We start from the raw sequence: 24,447 nt of genomic DNA on the forward strand, positions 1-24,447 counted from the left end.
GCTGCGGTTCTGGACGCAACGCTCGGCGGGACGGGCCAACGAAATCCGCTGACCCATCGCGCCTGGTTTTACGCGGAGCGTAGCGCCCTGTCACTCATGGAGCGGGATCCCCGTCCAACGGCCAAGGTGCCGGACTGCACGATTTCACGGATGCCGAACGGCTCGAGCACTGACAAAAGCGCTGCGAGCTTCTCGGGGGTACCGGTTGCCTCGATCACCAACGAGTCTGTGGACACGTCGACGACAGCGGCACGGAACAGGTCTGCAGCCTGGGTAACCTGCAGACGTGTCGCGGCATCCGCACGTACCTTGACCAGGATGTGGTCACGCTGTACGGAAGATTCGGAAGTCAGCTCCACAATCTTGATCACGTTGACCAGTTTGTTGAGCTGCTTGGTGACTTGCTCGATGAGATCGCCGTCGGCATCGACGACGACCGTCATGCGGGACATCCCGGGAACCTCGGTGGGGCCCACAGCAAGTGAATTGATGTTGAACGCGCGCCGGGCGAAGAGGCTGGCCACGCGGGTCAGCACGCCGGGCTTGTCTTCGACCAGAACGGACAATGTGTGACGGCTCATGTCTAGTCCTCCTCTTCCCATTCCGGGGTCATGTTGCGGGCAACCTGGATCTGGTCATTGCTGACGCCCGAAGGCACCATCGGCCACACCATCGAGTTGGGGCTCACAACGAAGTCGATGACCACCGGGCGGTCATTGATCTCAAGCGCCTTCTGGATGGTGGCGTCGATGTCCTCGTCACGCTCACAACGCAAGGCTGCACAGCCATAGGCATCCGCCAGCTTGACGAAGTCCGGAATCCGGACGGTGTCGTGGCCGGTGTTCAAATCGGTGTTCGAGTAGCGGCCCTCGTAGAACAGGGTCTGCCATTGGCGGACCATGCCCAGCGAGGAGTTGTTGATGATGGCCACCTTGATGGGGATGTTGTTGATGGCGCAGGTAGCCAGTTCCTGGTTGGTCATCTGGAAGCAGCCGTCTCCATCAATGGCCCAGACCACGCGGTCCGGCTCACCTACCTTGGCGCCCATCGCCGCGGGAACCGAGTAGCCCATGGTGCCGGCACCACCGGAGTTCAGCCAGGCATGCGGGCGCTCGTACTTGATGAACTGGGCGGCCCACATCTGGTGCTGGCCAACGCCTGCAACGTATATGCCTTCCGGACCCGTGAGTTCACCAATGCGCTTGATGACGCGCTGCGGGGCGGACAGTCCGTCTTCGGGCTCCGTCCAACCGAGCGGGTAGGTCTCGCGCAGGTTGCCCAGGAAGGCCCACCATGCATCGAGGTCCGGAGCACCGCTCTGCTCGAACTGGGTCTTCACGGCCTCCGTGAGTTCCGGAATGATTTCCTTGACCGACCCTACGATCGGGACATCGGCCGTACGGTTCTTGGAGATTTCCGCGGGGTCGATGTCGGCGTGAATGACCTTTGCAAAGGGCGCGAAGGTCTTCAGGACACCCGTCACGCGGTCATCGAAGCGGGCACCCAGGGTGATCAGCAGATCTGCCTGCTGGAGGGCGGTGACCGCGGAGACCGAACCGTGCATGCCGGGCATGCCGACGTGTTGCGGGTGGGAGTCCGGGAACGCTCCGCGGGCCATGAGGGTGGTGACCACGGGAGCGCCGGTAGCCAGAGCGAGTTCCATCAGTTCTGCAGATGCGTGGCCCTTGACCACGCCGCCGCCCACGTAGAGAACAGGCTTGCTGGATGCTGCGATCAGCTTGGCCGCTTCGCGGACCTGCTTGTTGTGCCCGCGGACCACGGGACGGTACCCGGGCAGATCCACTTTCGGTGGCCACGAGAACGTCATCTGGCCGACCTGGGCATCCTTGGCGATGTCCACCAGGACCGGACCGGGCCGGCCGGTGGATGCCAGGTGGAAGGCTTCGGCCATGACGTGCGGAATGTCGTTGGGGTCGGTCACCAGGAATGAGTGCTTGGTGATGGGCATCGTGATTCCCACGATGTCCGCTTCCTGGAAGGCATCGGTGCCGATGACTCCACTGGCGACCTGGCCGGTGATGGCCACCATCGGCACGGAGTCCATGTGGGCATCCATGATGGCGGTAACGAGGTTGGTGGCACCGGGTCCCGAGGTGGCGATGCAAACGCCAACCCGTCCGGTAACCATGGCGTAGCCTTGCGCGGCGTGGCCGGCTCCCTGTTCGTGACGGACCAGGATGTGATTCATGCTGGAGGCCATCAAGGGGTCATAGGTGGGCAGGATCGCGCCACCGGGCAAACCAAAAATATCGTCCACGCCGAGTTCTTCGAGCGAACGGACAATTGCTTGCGAGCCGGTCATCACCGTCGGGGGTACAACGGTGTTCGGCCCGAGTACAGGAGAGAGAGGTGCAGCAGAATCGACGACGACGGACTCCGCCGATCGGTCGACCTTTTCCGGAGCTTTGTGGGCTCCAGCGGACTTTGCAGCCATCAGCGAGGGGCTGATCGGCGATCCTTTGCTCATCGGACTCTTCCTTAGTGGATCTTCAATGGGTGGGTCTTGGGAATAAAAAAACCCCTCAGCCTTGCGGCTCTTCGAGGGGTTTGCGCGTGACGGTTCGTTACCAGTCGGGCTAAGCCACGCGCTTGGTAAGGACGACGACGCCGACGGTAACGAATGTGATCATGCGTTCAGTGTTCCCTCAAAGTGAGATACGTGTCAATTGACCACTATCGTATCTCACTATTTGGACAGCGATGTCCGCCTGCCGGACTCCGCCCCATTGCCGGAGCGGAGTCCAAGACAGGAAATTATCCGCAGTAAGCTCCCGTGGAAGCACTGTGGACCAGTTTTGCGTACTTTGCCAGCACACCCTTGGTGAACTTGGCGGGCAGCGGCTGCCAGCCCTCCTTGCGGGCTTCGAGCTCCGCATCATCAACCAGGAGGTCGAACGAACGGGCAGCGATGTCGACACGGATGCGGTCGCCGTCCTGCACAAAGGCGATCGGACCGCCGTCGACGGCTTCCGGCGCAACGTGGCCGATGCACAAGCCGGTGGTGCCGCCCGAGAAGCGGCCATCAGTCAGCAGCAGCACGTCCTTGCCCAACCCCGCGCCCTTGATGGCGCCGGTAATGGCAAGCATTTCGCGCATGCCCGGGCCGCCCTTGGGGCCCTCGTAGCGAATGACCACAACGTCGCCCTTGTGGATCTCGCCATTATCCAAGGCCGTCAGGGCGCCCTGCTCGCGCTCGAACACACGGGCGGTTCCCTCGAAGACGTCGGCATCGAAGCCGGCGCTCTTGACCACAGCGCCCTCGGGCGCCATGGATCCGTGGAGGATGGTGATGCCGCCGGTCTTGTGGATCGGGTTGTCCAGCGCGCGGAGGATCTTGCCATCCAGATCCGGCGGATTGATGGAGGCGAGGTTCTCGGCGAGGGTCTTGCCGGTGACGGTGAGGCAGTCGCCGTGCAGCAGGCCGGCGTCGAGCAGCGCCTTCATGATGACCGGCACGCCGCCGATCTTGTCGACGTCGGTCATGACGTAACGCCCAAAGGGCTTCAAGTCGCCGAGGTGCGGAATCTTGTCCCCGATGCGGTTGAAGTCATCCAGCGTCAGTTCGACCTCTGCCTCACGGGCGATCGCCAGCAAGTGCAGCACGGCGTTGGTGGAACCGCCGAACGCCATGGTCACGGCGATGGCATTTTCGAAGGCCTTCTTGGTCATGATGTCGCGCGCGGTGATGCCCAGGCGCAGCAGGTTGACCACCGCTTCGCCGGACTTGCGCGCAAAGTCATCACGACGGCGGTCTGCCGACGGCGGTGCCGCCGAGCCCGGGAGGGACATGCCAAGGGCTTCGCCGATGCACGCCATGGTGTTGGCCGTGTACATGCCGCCACAGGCGCCCTCGCCGGGACAGATGGCCTTTTCGATGCGGGTGAGGTCCTCCATGCTCATCTTCCCGGCGGCGCAGGCACCCACCGCTTCGAAAGCGTCGATGAGGGTGACTTCTTTCTCCGAACCGTCTTCGAGCTTGACCCAGCCCGGCATGATCGAACCGGCGTAGAGGAACACCGAAGCGAGGTCCAGGCGGGCGGCCGCCATGAGCATCCCCGGGAGGGACTTGTCGCAACCGGCCAGCAAGACCGAACCATCAATGCGCTCGGCCTGCATCACGGTCTCCACGGAGTCGGCAATGACTTCGCGGGAGACGAGCGAGAAGTGCATGCCTTCATGGCCCATGGAAATGCCGTCCGATACGGAGATCGTGCCGAACTGCATCGGGAAGCCACCGCCGGCATGGACGCCTTCCTTGGCGCCCTGCGCGAGCCGGTTAAGGGAGAGGTTGCAGGGGGTAATTTCGTTCCACGAGCTGGCGACACCAATCTGGGGTTTGGCAAAGTCGTCATCGCCCATGCCGACGGCGCGGAACATGCCACGGGCGGGAGCGGCATGAATGCCATCGGTGACGACCCGGCTGCGGGGTTTGATGTCCGGCGTGTTGTCTGTAGCAATGTTGGTGTCGGTCATGGTCCAAAGTCTATGTGCACCTGGTGGCGCCAGCGCTTCTTCCCCGCCGGGTTAAGCCCGAACCGGCAATTATTGCGGAAACCCGGCACATGTGGAGTTGCGCCGGCGGCTCAGGTGTCGCCCGACTGGCGGGCGATCCCGGCAGCCTCAGCCTGGAGCATCTCCAGCACGCCTGCAATCGTGGCCCGTGCGGCCACTTCCTGCCGTGACAGGGCGACGATGCTTCTGCTCGCCTTTACTCCCGTGAGCGGACGGAGGACCAATCCCCTCCGTGCACTGGCGCGGGCCGTATAACGGGGAAGGAGGCAGATTCCGTGGCCTGCTCCCACCAGCGCTTCAAGGACCCTCAGGTCCGGATAACGCTGGCCGCGCGTGGCGTGCTTGCCTGCATGGACTTCGATTTGCCGAAGGACCGCGTCAAAGGGGAATCCCTCAGGAACGCCGATCCAGGGGTGGTCCACCACGTCCTCCGGAGTCAACCGCGCTTTGGACGCCAGCGGGTGCCCGGCAGGCATGGCAACGTCGAGTGCTTCCTCCAGCAGCGGGACTACCGCTAGTCCCGGCCGGGCAAAGACCTCGGGCCCATCCACGCTGTGCGCCAGCACAATGTCATAGTCGGCCACCAAAGGAGCAAAATGTGCCGTTCCCGGATCCTCGAAATGGGCATCGAAGCCCAGTCCCTCCACAGCGGCTACACGATGCAGCATTCCCGGCAGCAGCATTTCCGCCGCACTTGGAAAGAATGCCGCTGAAACATTGGTCTGCCAGCCTTTCCGGTAGCTGTCGACGGTGGACTCAGCGCGGGCCATGGCTGTAGCTATTTCGGCGGCTGCAGCAGCCATGGCGTGTCCGGCCTCAGTCAGCTGCACTCCCCTGCCGGCCTTTTCCACCAGGGTCACGCCCAATTCGGCCTGCAGGGTCTTCAACTGCTGGGAAACGGCGGAAGCAGTGACATTCATGGCATCTGCGGTGGCGCCCACGCTTTGGCGATCAGCCAGCTCCCGCAGAATCTGCAGCCTTTTGAAGTCCATGCAGCCAGACTAGGCGACGGGCAGGAATTCCTTCCAAAGAATTTGCCGCCCGACCTTCCTCAGTAATCTGATCAATTCCGGGGACCGGCCGACCAAGAGCTGGACAGCCCAATAGCAGGGACGTAACGTCTGAAATACCACGTACTGCACCCCTGTGAGCAGAAGGGCACCCGCCATGGATTGGTTAATTTGGGTCATTGTCATTGTTTTGGTCGTCGCGATTCTTTGGTGGCTCATGAGCCGCAACAAAACCTCGAATACCACCGCTAGCCCGGCTCCCGCAGCAATGGAGTCCACCAATACCGGAACCGTACCGGATCCGGGTGCGGTGACTGCGGGAGTCGCCGGACTGGCCGGCGTAACCAACCTTGGCAAAGCAGCTGCCGAGGGTAGCGGACCAACCGCTGACGAGCCGCTCCGGGAAGAAGAACGCGCAGAAGAACCACGCCCCGACGAAACAGCAGTTGAACCCCACGGCGAGACAAGTGAACCTGCCGTTGGTGAGGCCGGCGTTCGCCCCGGGGCCTCCGATGAATCCGCCGACGGGCAAACCGGCGTGCAGAAGGCCGCAACACCCGGTCTGACGGTCGAGGAACCGGTCATTGCAGCCCCGGTTGTCGAAGAGCCGGTGGTGGACGAACCGGTAGTGGATACCGACGCCAGGTTGCACACTGCCGACGCCGGCGACGTTGACGACTGGCAGGAGGCGCCCGCCGTCGAGGTCACCGCTGACGACGTCGCCAGGGCCGATGACGCAGCCGACAAGGCCGAGTGGGAATCATCGTGGACTGACGCTGCAGGCGCACCGGTCCATCACCAGGAGTACACTGCTCCGCACTCCCCCACACTCCCCGGTGCCGAGACCGCAGCCGGCGAAGACACCGTTGAAGACACCACAGCCGAAGAAGCCACGACTGAAGGCTCTGCGATCGAGGAAACCGGCCCGTCCGGGCACCTTGCCGCGGAGGAGCCCTACGGAACCGGCTCGTCCAGCACGCAGCGCGAAGGCCATCCTGTCAAGGCAATTGCGGCGACCATGACGTATCACGATGAGGACGCCGCCGACTACAACGACGTCGAAGCGGACGTCTGGTTCGAATCCGCAGCCCATGCTGAGGCAGCCGGATTCCGTCCGCCCCGGCGCAGCAGGCACTGATCCGGCCATCCGGAATCCGTCGCGTCAGGAGCAGCACACAGCCATGGGACACCAAGGTGCAGGAAAAGGCTTCACGGGAGGACAACGGCTTGTGGCGGCCGGCCATGCACTTGTGTTGGTCGTGGCACTTTCAGCCTGCACCGGAGGCACCTCCTCGCCCGGCACCGCGGCCACCCCGAATCCGGCCGGCTCCGGATCGAGCCGGACGGGGCAAGCCGCACCGCCGGCGCCTGAGGTCCTGCAAAAGCTCGACGTCGGGCTCCAGCTGCCATGGTCCGTCGTCTTCCTGCCGGACGGCACCGCCGTAGTGTCCGAACGGGATTCGGCGCGGCTCGTGGGGATCAAGGACGGCCGCGCGACCCCGATAGCCGAGGTACCCGGCGTCGTTCCCGGCGGCGAAGGCGGATTGCTGGGACTTGCCGCGTCGCCGTCTTTTGCCTCCGACCGGTGGCTCTATGCCTATCTGACGTCGGCAACTGACAACCGGATTGTCCGGATGCAACTGAAGGAGGATGCCGACGGGCCCCCGGGGCTCGGCACACCGGAGGTCATCTTCCCTGGAATCCCGAAGGCATCGACCCACAACGGAGGACGTATTCGTTTCGGTCCGGACGGAATGCTCTATGTCGGCACCGGGGACTCCCAGCGCAGGGAGCAACCGCAGGACACGGAGGCCCTGGGTGGCAAGATCCTCCGCCTGACCCCGGAGGGGCGCCCCGCGCCGGGTAATCCTTTCGGTGACAATCCGGTGTACAGCTATGGGCACCGGAACGTCCAAGGCCTGGCCTGGGACGCCGAAGGTAGGCTGTGGGCAAGCGAGTTCGGCCCTGACGTGGACGACGAACTGAATCTCATCCTCCCCGGCGGCAATTACGGCTGGCCTCTGGTGACGGGGGCGCCGGGCCGAAGCGGTCTGACCGACGCGAAGGTCGTCTGGCCCTCGACGTCCGAGGCGTCGCCGAGCGGGCTGGAAATCATCAACGGCGTGGCTTACACCGGCGCCCTTCGCGGCCAGCGGCTCTGGGCCGTTCCCCTCGATGGCCCAACAGCAGGCACCCCTGTGGCTTATTTCACAGGCGGGTACGGCCGCTTGCGGGACGTTGCCCGCGCACCGAACGGCGATCTATGGGTGCTCAGCAACAACAAAAACCCCGACTTCGCGCTGATTTTGCGGAGCCAACCATGATGCGCGGCAAGTGCCCCGGCTCGATTTCGCACTTCGGGCCAAGTCGTGTAGAGTTACTTGTCGTTGCGGAGATCGCCGGGGAAGGAAACGCCCCACGGATGATCGAAATCAACAGCTGCACCTCTAGCTCAACTGGCAGAGCAATTGACTCTTAATCAATGGGTTCCGGGTTCGAGTCCCGGGGGGTGCACCACTGAAAGACCCTGGAGTGAATTCACTCCAGGGTCTTTTGTTTTTCCTAAGGAATGCCATCCCGCGCCGTGCGCAGCTTCACTTCGAGCGTGGTTTTGAATCCGCGAATTGTGGTGTAGAGTTATTTGTCGTTGCGGAGGTCCGCAAGGAATGCGAATTCCCTCCAAGACCGAAACAATAGCTGCACCTCTAGCTCAACTGGCAGAGCAATTGACTCTTAATCAATGGGTTCCGGGTTCGAGTCCCGGGGGGTGCACCAAGACAAAAGGCTCCGGATCGTTCACACGATCCGGAGCCTTTACTTTTTTGACTGGCAGGAATTGCCGGCAGGGAAAGGCCCTTGCCGGTTTTGAATCAGGCCTGCGGCACGTCGCTTTCGACTTCCTGGGATTCCTGCTCGGGAGCGGGCAAGCCCGCAAGCCCCCGGACGACAATCCTGAGTTCCTCACGCAGCCTCGCAGTATCCACAGCGACAGGCGACAACACTTCCTGCTCCAGCTTCACAGCTTCCGCAAGGGCTGCGCTACCGGCCTCCGTCAGGGTGACCACGTGGCTTCTGCGGTCCGAGTCGCTGCGTTGGCGTGTAACGTGCCCGTGCAGCTCGAGCCTGGCAAGGGTGGTCCCCATGGTCTGGGCTTTGACCCTCGCAACTTCAGCCAAAGCCGCCTGGGTAATTGCACCCTTGGCTGCAAGTACTTGCATGGCAATGACCCCGGCGTGGGTAAGGCCGATGGACTTCAATTTTTCGTTCCACGAGATTTCCACCAGGCGTGCAGCTGTCGAAAGCAGTCGGGTAGTGGGCCATCTCTCCATATCTGGCATGCCGACAGTATATGCGCGCAAGAGCCGGGGACGCGGCTTCTGCGGTCTAAACTGGGAAATCGCGACCGAAAGCAAGGAGCATATTTTGGCTGAACGACTTATCCCCGGCGACGTTGCACCGGACTTCACCCTGCAGGACGCCTCGGGCGAAAACGTCAGTTTGTCCGACTTCCGGGGCCGAAAAACCATCGTCTACTTCTACCCGGCCGCCTCAACTCCCGGGTGCACCAAAGAGGCTTGTGACTTCAGAGACACTCTGGGCTCACTGCAAGCGGCCGGCTACGAAGTTGTTGGAGTCTCCCCCGATTCCGTGGACGCCATCGCCAAATTTGCGGCGGAAGAGCAACTCACCTTCCCGCTGCTGTCCGACCAGGAGCACACCGTCGCCGACGCCTACGGGGCATGGGGCGAAAAGAAAAACTACGGCAGGACCTACCAGGGGCTGATCCGCTCCACCATCGTGGTTGACCCCGATGGCAAGGTTTCCCTGGCCCAGTACAACGTCCGCGCCACGGGCCACGTAGCCAAGCTGCGCCGGGACCTCAAGCTGGACGGGTAACGGGTACACTGGAGGCCGTATATGGCATCGGGCGCCCGAAGGGGGCCTGAATGCCGGCCGGCGCGAGTGGTGAAATTGGCAGACACGCAGGATTTAGGTTCCTGTGCCTTCGGGCGTGGGGGTTCAAGTCCCCCCTTGCGCACAAGAGTCAAGAAGGACCGTGGCCATGGGCACACGGAGCACCCCCGGTTGCAGAGCCGGGGGTTTTTCCTCAAGCAGCGGGGACAGCTACCTGAATAAGCGCTGGGAAGTGCGTTCGGGACGTTCAACTAGACTGGAATGTGGTCTGGCCTAAGCCGGCCGTGGCATTTCAACCGGCTTGAGGGGACAAGAGTGGCAAGCAGCAAAATGCGGAGCCTGACCGTGCAGTTGCTCAAGGTGGGCTCTGTTTTTGCAGTACTGGGGCTGGCGGCATGTACAGGAACGCCTGGCCCCGCGCCGTCGTCGTCTACCGGAAGCTCGGCCCCGGCCGAGCCGGCGGCCACCTTCAACTTCGGCACGGCGTCGATGCCCTTGGGCCTTGACCCTGCCATGACGGCCGATTCCGAGTCCTACCGTGTAACGCGCCAGGTCCTTGAGGGACTGGTTGGTGTTGACGGATCAACCGGAGACACCACTCCCCTGCTGGCCACGGAGTGGAAAGACAGCAACAACGGTCTGACCTACGACTTCACCCTCCGCTCCAAAGTCACCTTCCACGACGGAACACCTTTCGACGCAACCGCAGTGTGTGCCAACTTCAACCGCTGGTTCAGCTTCCCTGCCGATCTCCGGAAGCAGGCACCGGGAATCTCATTCCAGGGCGTTTTCAAGGCCTATTCGGACGAGCCCGTCTTCTCCATCTTCAAGGACTGCAAGGTGGTCTCACCCACCGACGTCCAAATCAACCTGACCAGGCCCTTCACCGGGTTCCTGCAGGCACTGACGCTTCCGGCCTTCGCCATTTCTTCCCCCGCCGCACTGGAAGCGCAGCGCGCCAACGTTCTTGACCAGACCCGGAACGGCCAGGCAGTTTCTGCCTACGCGAGCCACCCCGTGGGGACCGGTCCCTACCAATTTGGAACCTGGGACGAGAACAAGATCACCCTCCAAAGCTACAAAGGCTATTGGGGCAACAGGGGCCAGATAGCCACCATCAATTTCATCCCTTACGACCGCGCCGAGACACGGCAACAGGCTCTTCTGGATGGCAAAATCGACGCCTACGACCTCGTGACGCCGGCAACCTTCGACCAACTCGTCAAGAAGGGTGTCCAGATCATCCAACGGGACCCGTTCTCCGTGATGTACCTGGGCATCAACCAGGCAGTGGCACCCCTGGACAAGCTGGAGGTCCGCCAAGCCATTGAAATGGCCGTGGACAAAGAATCCCTGATCCGCAAGTTCTTCATCGACAACACTGCCCAGGCGTCCCAGTTCGTGCCGCCAAAGCTCAGCGGCTTCAACAACAACGCCCCGTCGCTGGGATACAACCCTGAGAAGGCCAAACAGCTTCTCGAGAAGGCCGGCTACAAGGGTGAGGAACTGAAGTTCTACTATCCGTTGAATGCCACGCGGGCCTACATGCCCACTCCCGAGAAGATCTACGCCGAAATCAGCCGCCAGCTGGTTGCCGTTGGCCTCAACATCAAACCGGTTCCCATTGACTGGGAAAACGGCTACCTCCAAAAGGTCCAGTCCGCCGGGGACCGTGGGCTGCACCTGCTCGGATGGAACGGCTCGTACGCCGATGCCGACAACTTCCTGGGGCCCCTCTTCGGCGAAAGCCGGGCGGAGTTCGGCTACACGGACTCGGAGGTCTTCCACAAGATCGAAAGGGCACGCGCCATGCCTGAGGGCGATGACCGCAATGCCCAGTACCAGGCCATCAATGCCGAGATTGCCGCGTCCGTGCCGGCAGTCCCGATCGCCTTCCCCATCTCGGCCCTGGCGTTGTCCAACAAGGTGGAAAGCTACCCCGCTTCACCGGTCCTCAACGAAGTTTTCACGAACGTCCGCTTAAAGCCTTGACGATTCCCCACAATTTCAGTATTGGGTCTGCACGGGGATATTCTGTGACAGCCAGTGCCGCCGCTAACGGAGATTGATCGTGACCTTCATTTCCAAGACTCAACATGCCGACGTCGTCCTTATTGGCGGCGGAATCATGAGTGCCACCCTCGGTGCGTTCATCAAGCAACTTGAACCCACCTGGACCATCTCCCTGTTCGAACGACTCGACGAAGCGGGGCTCGAGAGCTCTGGACCGTGGAACAACGCCGGCACCGGACACGCTGCCCTGTGTGAGCTTAACTACTCACCCGCAGCCAAGGACGGTTCCGTGGATCCTTCCAAGGCCCTCCACATCAACGAGCAGTTCCAGCTCTCACGCCAGTTCTGGTCCCACTTGGTGGACAGCAAGGTGATCGGATCGCCCAAGGGCTTCATCAACACGGTTCCGCACATGAGCTTCGTCATTGGCGAGGACCACGCGAAATTCCTGAAGACCCGCTACGAGGCCCTCAAGCCCAACACGCTGTTCCGCAGCATGGAGTACACCGAGGACCAGGACCAAATCGCCAAGTGGGCACCCCTGATCGTCAAGGGCCGTGACCGCAAGCAGCGTGTCGCCGCCACCCGCGCAGCGGAAGGCACCGACGTCGATTTCGGCGCCCTGACCCGCGAGCTGACCGGTTACCTTCAGGGCAGCGGGGCCGAGGTCAACTACGGCCACGACGTCACCAACATCAACCGCGCAGCAGGCGGCGGCTGGGATCTGTCCATCAAGCATGCCAAGTCCGGCGAGCACGGCCGTATCCACGCCAACTTTGTCTTCGTTGGCGCCGGCGGCGGTGCGCTCCACCTGTTGCAGGCCTCGGGCATCCCGGAAAGCAAGGGCTACGGCGGATTCCCCGTATCGGGACAGTTCTTCCGCTGCACCGATGATGCCATCACCTCCCAGCACAGTGCCAAGGTCTACGGCCAGGCCTCGGTCGGCGCTCCCCCGATGTCCGTACCCCACCTGGACACCCGCTTTGTTGACGGAAAGCGTTCCCTCCTGTTCGGTCCTTACGCCGGCTTCTCCACCAACTTCCTGAAGACTTCCAGCTACCTTGACCTTCCCCTGTCCATCCGCCCGGGGAACATCATCCCCATGCTGGCAGTAGCCAAGGACAACATGGATCTCACGGCCTACCTCATCAAGGAGGTTGCCAAGCGGCACGAAGCCAAGGTGGAATCGCTGCGCGAGTACTACCCCGAGGCCGTCGGCAGCAACTGGGAACTGATCACTGCCGGCCAGCGTGTACAGATCATCAAGAAGCATCCCCAGAAGGGTGGTGTCCTGCAGTTCGGCACCGAGGTCATCGCCTCCCGCGACGGCTCCATCGGCGCCCTCCTCGGTGCATCGCCTGGAGCGTCCACGGCTGTGCCGATCATGATCGAACTCCTGCAGAAGTCCTTCCCCAAGAACTTCAAGGGATGGCAGTCCAAGCTCAAGGACATGATGCCGGGCTACGGCGTCAAGCTCAATGAGAACCCGGACCTTGCCGCCGAACTGGAGGCCAGCACAGCCAGGTCCCTGCAATTGGAAGTGGCCAACGCCGTCCAGGGCTAGGCCACACCCCGGGGCTGCGGCCGGTTCCCGTCAGACGAATCGTTTCGTAGACCACAGGAGTCGATGCAATGTTCCGCCTGGCCAAGCTTTCCCTGGGCAACCGGGCCCTGATCGCGCTGATCACCGTCTTTGCGGCGGTGTTCGGCGTGATCACCATGGGGTCGCTGAAGCAGGAACTCATCCCGTCCATCGAGTTCCCGCAGATCACAGTTGTCACCTCCATGCCAGGCGCTTCGCCGGAGGTGGTGGACAAGCAGCTGAGCCAGCCCCTTGAAACTGCGCTGAACAGCGTCGAAGGACTTGAATCAACCTCGTCCACCTCACGCAACGGCGTCTCGCAGATCACCATGGTGTTCACCTATGGCTCTAATCTCGATCGCGCACGCAACCAGATCGACCGGGCCATTTCCAACGCCAAGCGAGTGCTGCCCGCCAACGTGGAGCCCCAGTCCATCGCGGGCAACATCAGCGACTTCCCGATCGTCTACCTGGCCGTTTCTTCCGACAAACCGCTGAGTGAACTCAACGCGGACCTGCTCAGGCTCAGCGTGCCCCGCCTCCAGAAGATCGACGGCGTCCGGGGCGCCGACGTGACTGGCGGCGCCAGCCAGCACATCCTGATCCAGCCCCGCCAGGCCGATCTCGCCTCAACGGGAGCCTCGGTCCAATCCATCAGCAGCGCGCTGAAGAACAACGGGACCCTGGTTCCCGTCGGCACCATCGAGGACCAGGGCAAAACGCTCTCCCTCCAACTCGGCAGTCCTGTGGACTCCCTGGACGTCATCAAGGGACTTCCGCTGGCAGGAACCAGCAAAGCCACCACCATCGGTGCCGTAGCAGACGTCAGCATCGAAGACGACGCCGCCACATCAATTACGCGAACCAACGGCAAGCCGACGTTGGCCCTGTCCGTCACGAAGAAGCCCGAGGGCGATACTGTGGCGATCTCCCATGCTGTCCGTGACGCCATCGGGACGATGGAAGAGGAACTGGGGAACAACGCCACCTTCACTCCTGTTTTTGACCAGGCCCCGTTCATTGAGAAATCCATCAAGGACCTCACCACTGAAGGGCTCCTGGGCCTTGGCTTTGCCGTGGCGGTCATCCTGGTGTTCCTGATGTCCGTCCGCTCGACCTTGGTCACGGCAGTGTCCATTCCGCTGTCCCTGCTGATAACTTTCATTGGCATCTCTGCCACCGGGTACTCACTGAACATCCTCACGCTGGGCGCCCTCACTATTGCCATCGGGCGCGTGGTGGATGACTCAATCGTGGTGATCGAGAACATCAAACGGCACTTGAGCTACGGCGAACACAAGCTCGCGGCCATCCTGACATCTATCCGCGAGGTGGCGGGGGCCATTACGGCGTCGACGCTGACGACGGTTGCAGTGTTCCTTCCGATCGCGTTCGTGGGCGATCTCGCCGGTGAGTTGTTCCGCCCCTTCGCGCTGACCGTGACGATAGCTTTGTTGTCCTCGCTCCTGGTTTCCCTGACCATCGTCCCCGTACTGGCTTATTGGTTCCTGTCGTCGCCCAGGAAAGGCGCCGAGGCCGCTAACTCCGATACGGAAGGCTCCGGTAAGGAAACGGCGGAGAAAGCACGTGAAGCCGAGCAGCGGAGCCGGCTCCAGCGCGGCTACCTTCCGATCCTGACAAAGACCCAGAAGCACCCTGTCATGACCTTGTCCGCCGCAGCCCTGATCCTGGTGGCGACCATCGCCGTGTCACCGTTGCTGGCCACGGACCTGCTGGGCCGCTCCGGGGAGAACAGCATGACGGTCCGGCAGGTCCTGCCGGCCGGCACCAGCCTGCAGGCAACCAGTGAAGAGGCCACGAAGGTTGAGGATGCCCTCAAGGGCATCGAGGGCATCAAGGATGTGCAGGTAACCTCCGGCAACGCCCAGACCGGCTTCGCTGCCCTGACATCGACGGGTTCATCGAACTCGACGTTCACGATCGTCACCGACGAGAAAGTCAACCAGGGCAAGCTCCAGGAGGAAGTCCGGAACAAGCTGGCCGGGGCGGCAGGCAAGATCACCGTTGGCTCCCAGCAAGGCGGCTTCGGGACGTCCTCCACAGTGGATATCACCATCAAGGCTGCCAACTCCGCTGACCTGAAGACGGCCAGTGATGCCATGGTCAAGGCCATGGAGGGTGTTCCCGGCAGCACGGAAGTCTCAACCAACCTGGCATCCACCCAGTCCGTGGTCCAGGTCCGGGTTGACCGTGCCAAGGCCGTGGCTGCGGGTTTGACCGAGGAACAAGTGGGTGCGTTCCTCGCCTCCACGGTCAGCCCCATCCCTGCCGGCACAGTCCGGATCGACACGGATGACTACCCGGTCCAGATCGGCCAAGGGACCCGGTTCACCAGCCTTGCCGCCGTTCGGGCGCTCCAGCTCCCCACGGCCCGCGGAGGCGTCGCGCTCGAGGCCATCGCCGCCGTCGAACAAGTGGACACGCCGGTATCCATCACCAGCAGCAACGGCCAGCGGACCGCGCGGGTGACTGTCACGCCGTCGGGATCCAACCTCGGCAGCGTCAGCACCGCCGTGCAGGAGCGGCTCGCCAAGGTAGATCTGCCCGCCGGAGTCACCGCCACCATCGGCGGCGCCACCACCCAGCAGGCGGAGTCTTTCCGCCAACTGGGCCTGGCGCTTCTGGCGGCGATTGCCATTGTCTACGTGATCATGGTGGCGGCATTCAAGTCACTCATCCAGCCCCTGATCCTGCTGGTCTCCGTGCCGTTCGCGGCCACAGGCGCCATCGGCCTCCTGTTGCTGACAGGTGTGCCGTTGGGCCTGCCGTCACTGATCGGCATGCTGATGTTGGTGGGCATCGTGGTGACCAACGCGATTGTCCTGATCGACCTCATCAATCAATACCGGAAACCGCATGACGGCCGCCCCGGCATGACCGTCGCTGACGCCATCACCCATGGTGCCCGGCAACGTCTCCGCCCCATCCTGATGACGGCGCTGGCAACTGTTTTCGCTTTGACTCCGATGGCGCTGGGCCTGACAGGCGGTGGAGGCTTTATCTCGCAACCTTTGGCCATCGTCGTCATTGGCGGTCTTGTCTCTTCAACGGCCCTGACCCTGGTGCTGGTCCCTGTCCTGTACAAACTGGTGGAAGGACGCAGGGAGAAGAAGCAATTGCTGCGTGAGCTGCAGGAGAAGCCAACTCCAGCACCCGGAAACAACAGCCAGGGAAGCAACGGCCAGGGCGGCAGTGGTGCAGACGAGTTCCAGGACTGGACCACGGGCATGATCCCCCGGGTCAAGGGCCGCCGCGCGGCCCACAATCCCGGGGAGTAGCTCCTCAACAATCACCTAAGCAGGGCCGGGAACAATTCCCGGCCCTGTCCTGTTATAGGCACTGATACATGCAAATGCATCTAGTTTGAGGTACACTGTTTACAGAGCCCGGGACCACGGGCAGGGAGAAAGGCACATCATGCAGATCGGCGTATTCAGCGTCAGCGACATCACGACTGACCCCACAACGGGCCGCACGCCCACCGAAAACGAGCGCATCAAGGCGTCCGTTGCCATCGCCAAGAAGGTCGAAGAAATCGGCATGGATGTCTACGCCCTGGGCGAGCACCACAACCGCCCGTTCTTCTCCTCCTCCCCCACCACCACGCTGGCTTACATCGCTGCCCAGACAGAGCGCATCACGCTGTCCACTGCGACCACACTGATCACCACCAACGACCCCGTGAAGATCGCAGAAGACTTCGCCATGCTGCAGCACCTCTCCGATGGCCGCGTGGACCTGGTGCTCGGTCGCGGCAATACGGCGCCCGTGTACCCCTGGTTCGGCAAGAACATCCAGGACGGCATCGAACTCGCGATCGAGAACTACAGCCTGCTCCGCAAGCTTTGGGATGAGGACACTGTCAACTGGTCCGGCAAGTTCCGTACCCCGCTGCAGAACTTCACTTCGACGCCGCGGCCGCTCGACGACGTCGCTCCCTTCGTCTGGCACGGCTCCATCCGCACTCCCCAGATCGCGGAGGTTGCTGCATACTACGGCGATGGCTTCTTCGCCAACAACATCTTCTGGCCGAAGGAGCACTACCAGCAGTTGATCGGCCTGTACCGTGAGCGCTACGAGCACTACGGCCACGGCAAGGCAGACCAGGCGATCGTGGGCCTCGGCGGCCAGTTCTTCATGAGGAAGAACTCCCAGGACGCCGTCAAGGAATTCCGTCCGTACTTCGACAACGCCCCGGTTTACGGACACGGCCCGTCGCTGGAGGACTTCACTTCGCAAACGCCCCTGACCGTCGGCAGCCCGCAGGAAGTCATCGAGAAGACCCTGACCTTCCGTGAAGCGTTCGGCGACTACCAGCGCCAGTTGTTCCTGATCGACCACGCCGGCCTTCCCCTGAAGACCGTATTGGAGCAACTGGACCTCTTTGGCGAGGAAGTCCTGCCGGTCCTGCGCAAGGAGTACGCCGCCATGAAGCCCGCACACGTGCCGGATGCGCCCACCCACGCCTCCCGCGTGGCAGCCGCCCTGGAAGCCAAGGTCACCGAATCGGCTACCGCCGGTGCAGCGGGCCAGGACGCCTGATGTCCGCCCCCTCGGGGTCCTCTGCCGTCCGCCTCGCCGCCGAAACCTGGGAGTCCTTGTTCCGCTCCCAGGTGGCGGTGATGCGGAAGCTGCAGTCCGGACCGGCCTTCAAGACCCTGCCCGTGAAGGAATACGACGTCCTGTTCACGCTCTCGCGCTGCCCGTCAGGCCAACTGCGCCTGAACGAGATCAACGACAAAGTGCTGCTGAGCCAGTCCAGCTTGAGCCGCTTGGTGGACCGCTTGGAGAAGCGCGGACTCGTGGAGCGGACCACCGCCCCCGACGACGGCCGCGGGGTCCTGCTGGCCCTCACCGAGGCGGGACGGGAACTTCAAAAAACCATCGGGCGCGAACACGTGCGCGACATCGCAACCCTGGTGGCGCCCGCTCTCACGGCCGATGAACAGCGCGAACTCTTGCGGTTGACCGAGAAGCTCCGAGCCTCAGTGGCCGGACACTAGCGCAGGCTGACGAGCTCCCGGTGGTTCTCCACCGGGAGCTCTCCGTTGATGGAAGCGCTGACCTTCAGGGTCTTCAGCGAGAGACTTCCACCCACCGTGGAAAGAAATGCAGTGTCCGAGGAGTCACGCCCGGCGGTGATGCGGAGCATGGATTCACGCGGCGCCAGGCCAGTGGGATCAATGATCCGCCAGGACCCGTCAACATAGGCTTCGGCCACCGCATGGAAATCCATGGGGCTCAGGCCGGGGGCGTAGACGGCAGCAAGGCGCGCAGGCACATCCTTGGAGCGCAACAAGGCAATGGCGAGGTGGGCAAAGTCCCTGCACACACCCTTGCGGTGCAGCAGGGTTTCCACGGCTCCATCCGTCCCCCGCGACGAGCCACTGACGTAGCGGAGCTCTCCGTGGACCCAGTCACGAACTGCGTGGAGCAGTTCGGCACCCTGCAGGCCGCCGAACTCGGCATAGGAGGTGGGCAGCAGCCTGTCCGACTCCGCGTAACGGCTTGGCCTGACATACCGGATGAGCTCCATGGGAGTGGACGTATCGGGAACGGCATAGCCGTGGACACTTGCCCGGTAGTCCACCGTTACTTCGCTGGGCTCGGCGAACTCAAGATAGTGGAACCGTCCACCATGGTGGTCGCTGAGTTCGACTACAGGAAGTTCCTCGCCCGCAACAGTGACCGACAGGTTCTCGGTCACCAGGTCATAGCCTGGGTTGTTGGCCACGGCAATGGCCATGGCCACTTTGGTGTTGGCCGCGGTCTTGAAAACGAGCGTGGCAGCAACGTTGCGTTCCATTGATCTCCGGACTGGGTTGCGGCGCGCGGCCCCCAACGCCGCCGAGTGTGTGGATCAGCCAACCCCAGGACTACGGATTGACCTTCAGAGACAGTAGCATCCGCTGGACGTTGGCGAATTCAGAATCGTGGGCCACGTATTTAGCGGCCAGGTCCAGCGTATCGAAAGACTTCACGGGCGCCACTTTTTCCTCGGCAGCGAAGGCATGCAGGGCAAGGACATCCCCGAACGAGAAGTCGCCTTTTCCTGCCGGTCCCTGTACGCGGTTGACGAGCTCGCACGCCTGGCCGTCAACGCCGGCCACCATGTTGGTAATCCCATAGGAACCGAAGAACCTATACCCCTGGATGACGCGGAAGACCATCCGCGGATCAATGGTGTCCGGCCCGTCGGAGTGCGGTACGTCAACGGGCGTGCTGCTGATCACCACGTAGGGCTTCCCCTGCCCCGCAGGGCAGGCAGCCGGAGCGGACGGAGGCAACCCTGTTTGGAGGGTGGCTATGTATTTCCCTGCGCCATCTTTGACTTCCACCTTGACGGCGCCAGCCAACGAGCCGGCCGCAGGTTCTGCGGATTGCGCGATCCAGTCCTTCGGAAGCTCGAAACTGACGCTCTTGGCGGCATCCGTATAGGTTTTCCAGGACAGGGCCGTGGGCGCCGGATCCGGACCCGTGGTCGGTGACCCGGAAGGAGCGTCCGTTCCGCTCGAGCCGGCCGGAGATGTCGCTTGGCTGGCCTCAGTGGTGGGGGTCGTCGTCGAGCCTTCAGGCGCCCCGGTCCCCGATTCGGAACTGTTCGGCCGCGATGTCGCCGTAGAGGTGACCTGTGGGCCCTTGTTTTCGGATGAGCATGCCGCTGTGCCCACCACCATGGAACCCGCAAGCGCCACGGCGGCTAGTTTGAGCGGAATGCCGCCCGGATTCCTCGTGCCAGTCATGAGCACAGCCTAGCGGCGGGGGTGCCGCGACACGCACAGGTCTAGGCTGAGGGTATGGCCCCTACTCAGCACGACGAATCCGAGGACACTATCCCCACGATGTCCGCAGTAGACATAGCTGACTGGCGTCTGAAGACCTTCGCCCTCTATGACAAGGTCCGGCAACTCGCAGCGACCAATCCCTTCGACGCACACGTGTACTGGCGCCAGGAGCGGGACCTGATGTTTGCCACGCATCCTGCCTCCGCCCTCACGCCGGAGATGAAGGCATCGTTTTCCGGATTGCAGACCGCCGGGTACGACCCCGCCTACCGGTTCCATGCCGTGCTCCAGCCGGAAGGCCAGGGACAGGAAATGAATGTCCAGACCGGGACTGACGGAGTGGTGCCTTTCACCCGGATCGGCACGTTTGAACTGCCCGGACTTGGTTCCTTGGCTGTTTGGCGGCTCCGGAGCTACGGTGGCGGGATCTTCGTGCCGTTCCGTGATGCGACCGCCGGCAAACAGGGTGGCAGCTACGGTGCCGGCAGGTACCTTCTGGACACCATCAAAGGTTCATTCCACGGGACAAGGGGAACGGGCGCCGGGCAGGAGTTCACCCTCGATTTCAACTTCGCCTACAACCCCTCATGCGCCTACAACGAGGCCTGGGCGTGCCCGCTCGCAGGCCCGGCCAACAGGTTGCCTGCGGAGGTGCCGGTCGGCGAACTGTACGCAGGCTAGCCGAACAACCCACCTGGTCCAAAGGCTGCGAGCGCCGCAATGGCGGCGACTATGGTCAGCGGTGCCACCAGCAGGCCCATCACCGCGTAGCCCTGCCATTTCACGTGTACGTTCATCCGCATCAGCCTGTCGTGCCACAGCAGTGTTGCCAAGGACGCCCAGGGGGCAATCAACGGACCTGCGTTGACGCCCACCAGCAACGCCGCCATCCGTTCCGGGGTTCCCGCCAGCGGTTCGGCCAGAAGGTAGGCCGGCAGGTTGTTGACGACGTTTGAGCCGAGGGCACCGGTCATGGCGAGCCGTAGGAGTTCGATGAAGCCACTGCCCTGACCCGCCACTTCACCGAGTATTGCTGATGCGCCCAGGTACTGGGTGGCCTCGACAACCAGGAACAGGCCACAGGTGAACAGGAGCAGCGACCAGGGAATCAGCGTGATCTTCAGGACCGCGGGCCGCCGAAGAACGAACAGGACTGCCAGGACCGCCGCTGCGAGGGATGCCGGAATCCAGATGGCAGCTCCTGACACCAGGGCCGGCAGCAGCAGCAACAGGACCACCGCGCTGCCCACCAGCAAAAGGCGGTCGGGGGCCTTGGCCGTGGAAGCGACCGTCGGGCGGGATTCATCCAGGCCGTAGCTCTTGCGCAGTTCGCGCCGGAAAACGAGGGCGATGAAGGCCAGGGGCACCAGGATGGCGGCAAGCGAGGGCGCCCACATGAGCTGGGCGAATTGGGCCGGGGTGATCCCACCCAGGTTGTGCTGCGCCAGGAGGTTGGTGAGGTTCGAGATGGGCAGCAGCAGGCTGGCTGTGTTGGCCAGCCACACAGTTGTCAGCGCGAAAGGCAGGACAGGCAGTCCTGCCTGCCGGGCCACGGTGACCACGACGGGAGTGAGGAGGACCGCCGTCGTATCCAGGGACAGGAAGATAGTGCTCAAGGTGGCGAACAGCGCCAGCAGCAACCACAGCAGGACGCTGCGTCCCCTCCCCCATCTGCGCAAATGCCGGGCGACCCATTGGAAGGTGCCGGCTTCACTGACGAGTTCGGTTACCACGGTCATGGCGACGACAAATGCCAGGATCGGAGATACCCGGTCCGCGAGGACCGCTACCTCGTGCCACGGCAGGACCCCCGTGGCCACGGTTACCCCGCCCGCTACAAGCAGAATCAACCCGATAATCGCCAGACGCATGAGAGGGATTCTAAGCCCCGCGCCTGTGGGGTTCCCTCCACGGCACGGCAGATTACGACGGCGTCGGGCGCCTCAAGTGCGGCATCACCGACGGAGGACGTAGGATGTCATCATGACTTCAGCCCCCGCGCGTCGAATCGCCCGCGTCCGCCCCCTCGATCCGGCTTCACCGGACGAGCACTTCTTTGTAGCAAACGACGCCCCGGATTTCGCGTCCGCGGAGGGGAAAATATGGTCCGTCATCGACTCCCCGTTTCCGTCATCCCGGGCCAATGCGCCCAGCCCTTCGCGCGGGGGCTGGGAAAAGGGTTCGAAAGTCACTGAAGACGCCTTCACGTTCCTTGCGCCGTCCGTGCCGGTCAACGTCTTCGGCATGGCCCACAACACCGGACAACCCGGCCGCGACCTGCCTCCCCAGGCCTTCCACAAGGCGGCCTCGAGCGTGATTGGCCCGGGCGAAGCCATCCAGCTCAGCACGTCCGTCGGCCATGTGGATCCCGAAGCGGAGCTGACCATTGTGGTCGGCCGCGCGGCGCGGAACCTGACCCTGGAAACCGCCCGGTCCGCAGTCCTGGGCTTCACCATCGGCAACGATGTTTCAGCCCGGGACCTGCAAAAGAGCGATGAACTGTGGATCAGCGCCAAGAGCCAAGACACTTTCACCCCGGCCGGCCCGTGGATAGTGACCACAGTGGACTACCCGCGCCTGGGCATCGGGATCATTCACAACGGAACCGCCTTGAAGCCGGCCAGCACCGCCGATCTTGGCTGGAACGTCGAGGAGATCCTCGTCTACCTCACCTCGTTCATGACTCTCCAGCCCGGCGATCTGGTCCTCACCGGCTTCCCGGCCGAAAGCGCGCGCATCCACCCCGGCGACACCGTGGTGTGCAGCATCGAAGGAATCGGCGAGCTCAGCAACCCCGTGACCGGCGCCTCCTGGGAGGAACTGCCGGCATAGTGTGTCAGGCTTAACCCCATGGAGACAGCTGCGGACGCCACAGGGCTACTGCCGTCTCCTCCTCACAAACCACCCCGGAAAAGGCATCGCGGCGTACTGAGATACCCCTTCGTGAGGCAGCTGCTGCGCTTCACCGGCGTCGGGATTATCTGCACGGGAAGCTCGCTGGCCATCTACGCGTTGCTGCGTCCACTCATCGACCCGCAACTGGCCAATGCCGTGGCGTTGATCCTGACCTCACTCATGAACACGGCGCTCAACCGCCGCCTGACGTTCAAGATCACTGGCAGTAAAAAGCGTGCGCGGGACCACCTAAGCGGCGTGCTCGTGATAGGCATCGCTTTGCTGATCACAGGTGGCAGCTTGGGTGTCCTGCATCTTTTCAAGCCGGAAGCCAGCGTCGCCGAGGAACTCTGGACCACTACCTTGTCCGGGTTCGTGGCCACCGCCGTCCGTTTCACCTTGCTGCGTCACTGGATTTTCCGCCGGGCGCGGCACGTCTAACACGGCACCTCCAACACGGCGCGTCCGGCACCGAACACCCGGCACCGAACACCCGGCGCCGAGCACCCGGCGCAGCGCAGGGCGTCAGCCGGCTTGCGGGGCCGCGAGGTTCCTGACACGCGCGACGGCGGTTTCCACCGCCCCGGCGGCCGTCTCCAGTTCTTTGCCGGTGATGGCGGAAGTGAAGCTGAAGCGAACCGCCGTCTGGGCGGTTTCCGGAGCGATGCCCAACGCCACCAAAACCGGCGACGGCGCATCTGATCCAGCAGCACACGCCGAACCGCTGGAGCACACGACTCCCAAGCGTTCGAGTTCCAGCAGGACCGATTCGCCGCTGGTTCCCGGGAAGCAGAAGGACGCGACCGACGGCAAGCGCCGGCTCCGATGTCCTGTCAGCATGGCGTCAGGAACGGTGTCCAAAACCCGCTGAATGAAGGTCTCACGCAAGAGCGCAACGCGGTCCGCCTGTTCCCGCTGTTCGGCATGGGAGAGCGCCAAGGCCGTAGACAAAGCGACGGCTCCGGCCACGTTTTCCGTTCCCGAACGTTTGCCCCGCTCCTGCCCGCCTCCGTGCATGAGGGGTTCCAGGCGCAGCCGGCCTTTGACGAACAAGGCTCCGGACCCCTTCGGCGCTCCCAATTTATGCGCTGAAATGCTCATGGCATCAACGCCGAGCTCCTTCACATCCAGCGGACACCACCCCGCAGCCTGTACGGCGTCTGTGTGGAAGGGAACACCGGCATCGTGGGCAACCTCTGCCAGGTCGGCGATAGGTTGCACGGTTCCGATTTCATTGTTCGCGTACATGATGCTCACCAGGGCGGTCCCCGGCTGAAGGACGCTGCGCAGCGCGTCCACAGTGACAACACCGTCGCTGTCTACCGGCACGACATCCACCACAAAACCGTGGACCCGTTCCAGGTAGCGCGCCGATTCCTCCACCGCCGGATGTTCGACGGCGCTGATCACCACCCGCTTCAATGCAGGGTCAGCCTCCCGCCGCGCCAATGCGATGCCTTTGACGGCAAGGTTGTCCGCTTCGGTGCCACCCGAGGTGAACGTGACCTCGCCGGGGCGGCAGTTGAACACTTTCGCGACGCCGGACCGTGCCGCCGCGAGCGCCGCCGCTGCCGATTCACCCAGCGTGTGGTGGCTTGAGGGATTGCCAAACTCGCCGCTGAGATAGGGCCACATGGCCTCCAGCACTTCGCGGCGGACCGGCGTGGTGGCAGCGGCGTCGAGGAAGATCATG

At 63.0% G+C, this 24,447-nt stretch carries 20 protein-coding genes and 3 tRNA genes; 14 read left to right on the forward strand and 9 right to left on the reverse strand.

The genetic code is table 11. The annotated features are described in order from the left end of the window. Positions 1-68: 68 nt before the first annotated feature. The 4 genes from ilvN to PV760_RS08805 all read right to left on the reverse strand — a co-directional run bounded on the left by ilvN (position 69) and on the right by PV760_RS08805 (position 5,525). Complete coding sequence (gene ilvN, locus PV760_RS08790; RefSeq protein WP_011775174.1) at positions 69-581, reverse strand: acetolactate synthase small subunit; 513 nt, start codon at positions 579-581, stop codon at positions 69-71. A gap of 2 nt (positions 582-583) precedes the next feature. Further along, a complete protein-coding gene (locus PV760_RS08795) occupies positions 584-2,488 on the reverse strand; it encodes an acetolactate synthase large subunit (RefSeq protein WP_018776260.1) in 1,905 nt (634 codons plus the stop codon). Positions 2,489-2,775: 287 nt separating this feature from the next. Next, positions 2,776-4,494, reverse strand: coding sequence for a dihydroxy-acid dehydratase (gene ilvD / locus PV760_RS08800; RefSeq protein WP_018776261.1), 1,719 nt, complete (start codon positions 4,492-4,494; stop codon positions 2,776-2,778). Positions 4,495-4,604: 110 nt separating this feature from the next. Next, the gene (locus PV760_RS08805) at positions 4,605-5,525 is read right to left on the reverse strand and encodes a LysR family transcriptional regulator (protein WP_018776262.1); all 921 of its coding nucleotides are present in this window, start codon (positions 5,523-5,525) and stop codon (positions 4,605-4,607) included. 175 nt (positions 5,526-5,700) lie between these two features. Here PV760_RS08805 and PV760_RS08810 point away from each other — a divergent pair, with 175 nt between their 5' ends. From PV760_RS08810 to PV760_RS08825, 4 genes are all read left to right on the forward strand, one after another. Beyond that, positions 5,701-6,681, forward strand: coding sequence for a sunset domain-containing protein (locus PV760_RS08810; protein WP_354627585.1), 981 nt, complete (start codon positions 5,701-5,703; stop codon positions 6,679-6,681). A 43-nt stretch (positions 6,682-6,724) separates the two neighbouring features. After that, entirely contained in the window at positions 6,725-7,867 is a 1,143-nt protein-coding gene (locus tag PV760_RS08815) for a PQQ-dependent sugar dehydrogenase (RefSeq protein WP_354627675.1), read from the forward strand. 117 nt (positions 7,868-7,984) lie between these two features. Further along, positions 7,985-8,060, forward strand: a tRNA-Lys gene (locus PV760_RS08820). Between the two features lie 182 nt (positions 8,061-8,242). Next, a tRNA-Lys gene (locus tag PV760_RS08825) sits at positions 8,243-8,318 on the forward strand. A 95-nt stretch (positions 8,319-8,413) separates the two neighbouring features. Here PV760_RS08825 and PV760_RS08830 read toward each other — a convergent pair. Then, positions 8,414-8,881, reverse strand: a complete 468-nt coding sequence (locus PV760_RS08830; protein ID WP_026266909.1) for a MarR family winged helix-turn-helix transcriptional regulator — start codon at positions 8,879-8,881, stop codon at positions 8,414-8,416. Positions 8,882-8,966: 85 nt separating this feature from the next. Between PV760_RS08830 and bcp the strand changes: the two genes are divergently transcribed. The 7 genes from bcp to PV760_RS08865 all read left to right on the forward strand — a co-directional run bounded on the left by bcp (position 8,967) and on the right by PV760_RS08865 (position 18,077). Then, on the forward strand, positions 8,967-9,440 hold the full coding sequence (gene bcp, locus PV760_RS08835) for a thioredoxin-dependent thiol peroxidase (protein WP_018776266.1): 474 nt from the start codon (positions 8,967-8,969) through the stop codon (positions 9,438-9,440). A 60-nt stretch (positions 9,441-9,500) separates the two neighbouring features. Continuing rightward, positions 9,501-9,582: transfer RNA gene (locus PV760_RS08840), tRNA-Leu, on the forward strand. A gap of 191 nt (positions 9,583-9,773) precedes the next feature. Then, positions 9,774-11,450: an ABC transporter substrate-binding protein gene (locus PV760_RS08845; RefSeq protein ID WP_374757539.1), complete on the forward strand. Its 1,677-nt coding sequence runs from the start codon at positions 9,774-9,776 to the stop codon at positions 11,448-11,450. 79 nt (positions 11,451-11,529) lie between these two features. Continuing rightward, positions 11,530-13,035 carry a malate:quinone oxidoreductase gene (locus PV760_RS08850; protein ID WP_018776268.1) on the forward strand — a complete coding sequence of 502 codons (1,506 nt, stop codon included), beginning with the start codon at positions 11,530-11,532 and terminating at the stop codon, positions 13,033-13,035. A gap of 68 nt (positions 13,036-13,103) precedes the next feature. Beyond that, a complete protein-coding gene (locus PV760_RS08855; RefSeq protein ID WP_354627586.1) occupies positions 13,104-16,352 on the forward strand; it encodes an efflux RND transporter permease subunit in 3,249 nt (1,082 codons plus the stop codon). A 139-nt stretch (positions 16,353-16,491) separates the two neighbouring features. Further along, positions 16,492-17,616, forward strand: a complete 1,125-nt coding sequence (locus PV760_RS08860; protein ID WP_018776270.1) for an LLM class flavin-dependent oxidoreductase — start codon at positions 16,492-16,494, stop codon at positions 17,614-17,616. Further along, positions 17,616-18,077 (forward strand): MarR family winged helix-turn-helix transcriptional regulator, encoded by a 462-nt coding sequence (locus tag PV760_RS08865; RefSeq protein ID WP_055972205.1) that lies wholly within the window; start codon positions 17,616-17,618, stop codon positions 18,075-18,077. The genes PV760_RS08860 and PV760_RS08865 overlap by 1 nt, the downstream gene beginning before the upstream one ends. Here the strand turns inward: PV760_RS08865 and PV760_RS08870 are convergent. Next, positions 18,074-18,880, reverse strand: coding sequence for a transglutaminase-like domain-containing protein (locus PV760_RS08870; protein WP_354627587.1), 807 nt, complete (start codon positions 18,878-18,880; stop codon positions 18,074-18,076). The two genes, PV760_RS08865 and PV760_RS08870, sit on opposite strands and share 4 nt — an antisense overlap. Positions 18,881-18,950: 70 nt before the next feature. Then, positions 18,951-19,817: a hypothetical protein gene (locus PV760_RS08875; RefSeq protein ID WP_354627588.1), complete on the reverse strand. Its 867-nt coding sequence runs from the start codon at positions 19,815-19,817 to the stop codon at positions 18,951-18,953. Between the two features lie 54 nt (positions 19,818-19,871). Here PV760_RS08875 and PV760_RS08880 point away from each other — a divergent pair, with 54 nt between their 5' ends. Continuing rightward, positions 19,872-20,540, forward strand: a complete 669-nt coding sequence (locus PV760_RS08880) for a DUF1684 domain-containing protein (RefSeq protein WP_039241977.1) — start codon at positions 19,872-19,874, stop codon at positions 20,538-20,540. On the opposite strand, the gene PV760_RS08885 is transcribed toward PV760_RS08880, so the two are convergent. Beyond that, positions 20,537-21,730, reverse strand: coding sequence for an SLC13 family permease (locus PV760_RS08885; protein ID WP_354627589.1), 1,194 nt, complete (start codon positions 21,728-21,730; stop codon positions 20,537-20,539). The genes PV760_RS08880 and PV760_RS08885 overlap by 4 nt on opposite strands. 112 nt (positions 21,731-21,842) lie before the next feature. Between PV760_RS08885 and PV760_RS08890 the strand changes: the two genes are divergently transcribed. Further along, positions 21,843-22,691: a fumarylacetoacetate hydrolase family protein gene (locus PV760_RS08890; RefSeq protein ID WP_018776276.1), complete on the forward strand. Its 849-nt coding sequence runs from the start codon at positions 21,843-21,845 to the stop codon at positions 22,689-22,691. Positions 22,692-22,709: 18 nt separating this feature from the next. Continuing rightward, positions 22,710-23,195 carry a GtrA family protein gene (locus tag PV760_RS08895; RefSeq protein WP_354627590.1) on the forward strand — a complete coding sequence of 162 codons (486 nt, stop codon included), beginning with the start codon at positions 22,710-22,712 and terminating at the stop codon, positions 23,193-23,195. An 84-nt stretch (positions 23,196-23,279) separates the two neighbouring features. On the opposite strand, the gene PV760_RS08900 is transcribed toward PV760_RS08895, so the two are convergent. Further along, positions 23,280-24,446 carry a cysteine desulfurase family protein gene (locus PV760_RS08900; RefSeq protein ID WP_354627591.1) on the reverse strand — a complete coding sequence of 389 codons (1,167 nt, stop codon included), beginning with the start codon at positions 24,444-24,446 and terminating at the stop codon, positions 23,280-23,282. Position 24,447: the final 1 nt, after the last annotated feature.

The sequence above is a fragment of the Paenarthrobacter sp. CC6 genome, assembly GCF_040560085.1.
GTDB lineage: Bacteria > Actinomycetota > Actinomycetes > Actinomycetales > Micrococcaceae > Arthrobacter > Arthrobacter nicotinovorans.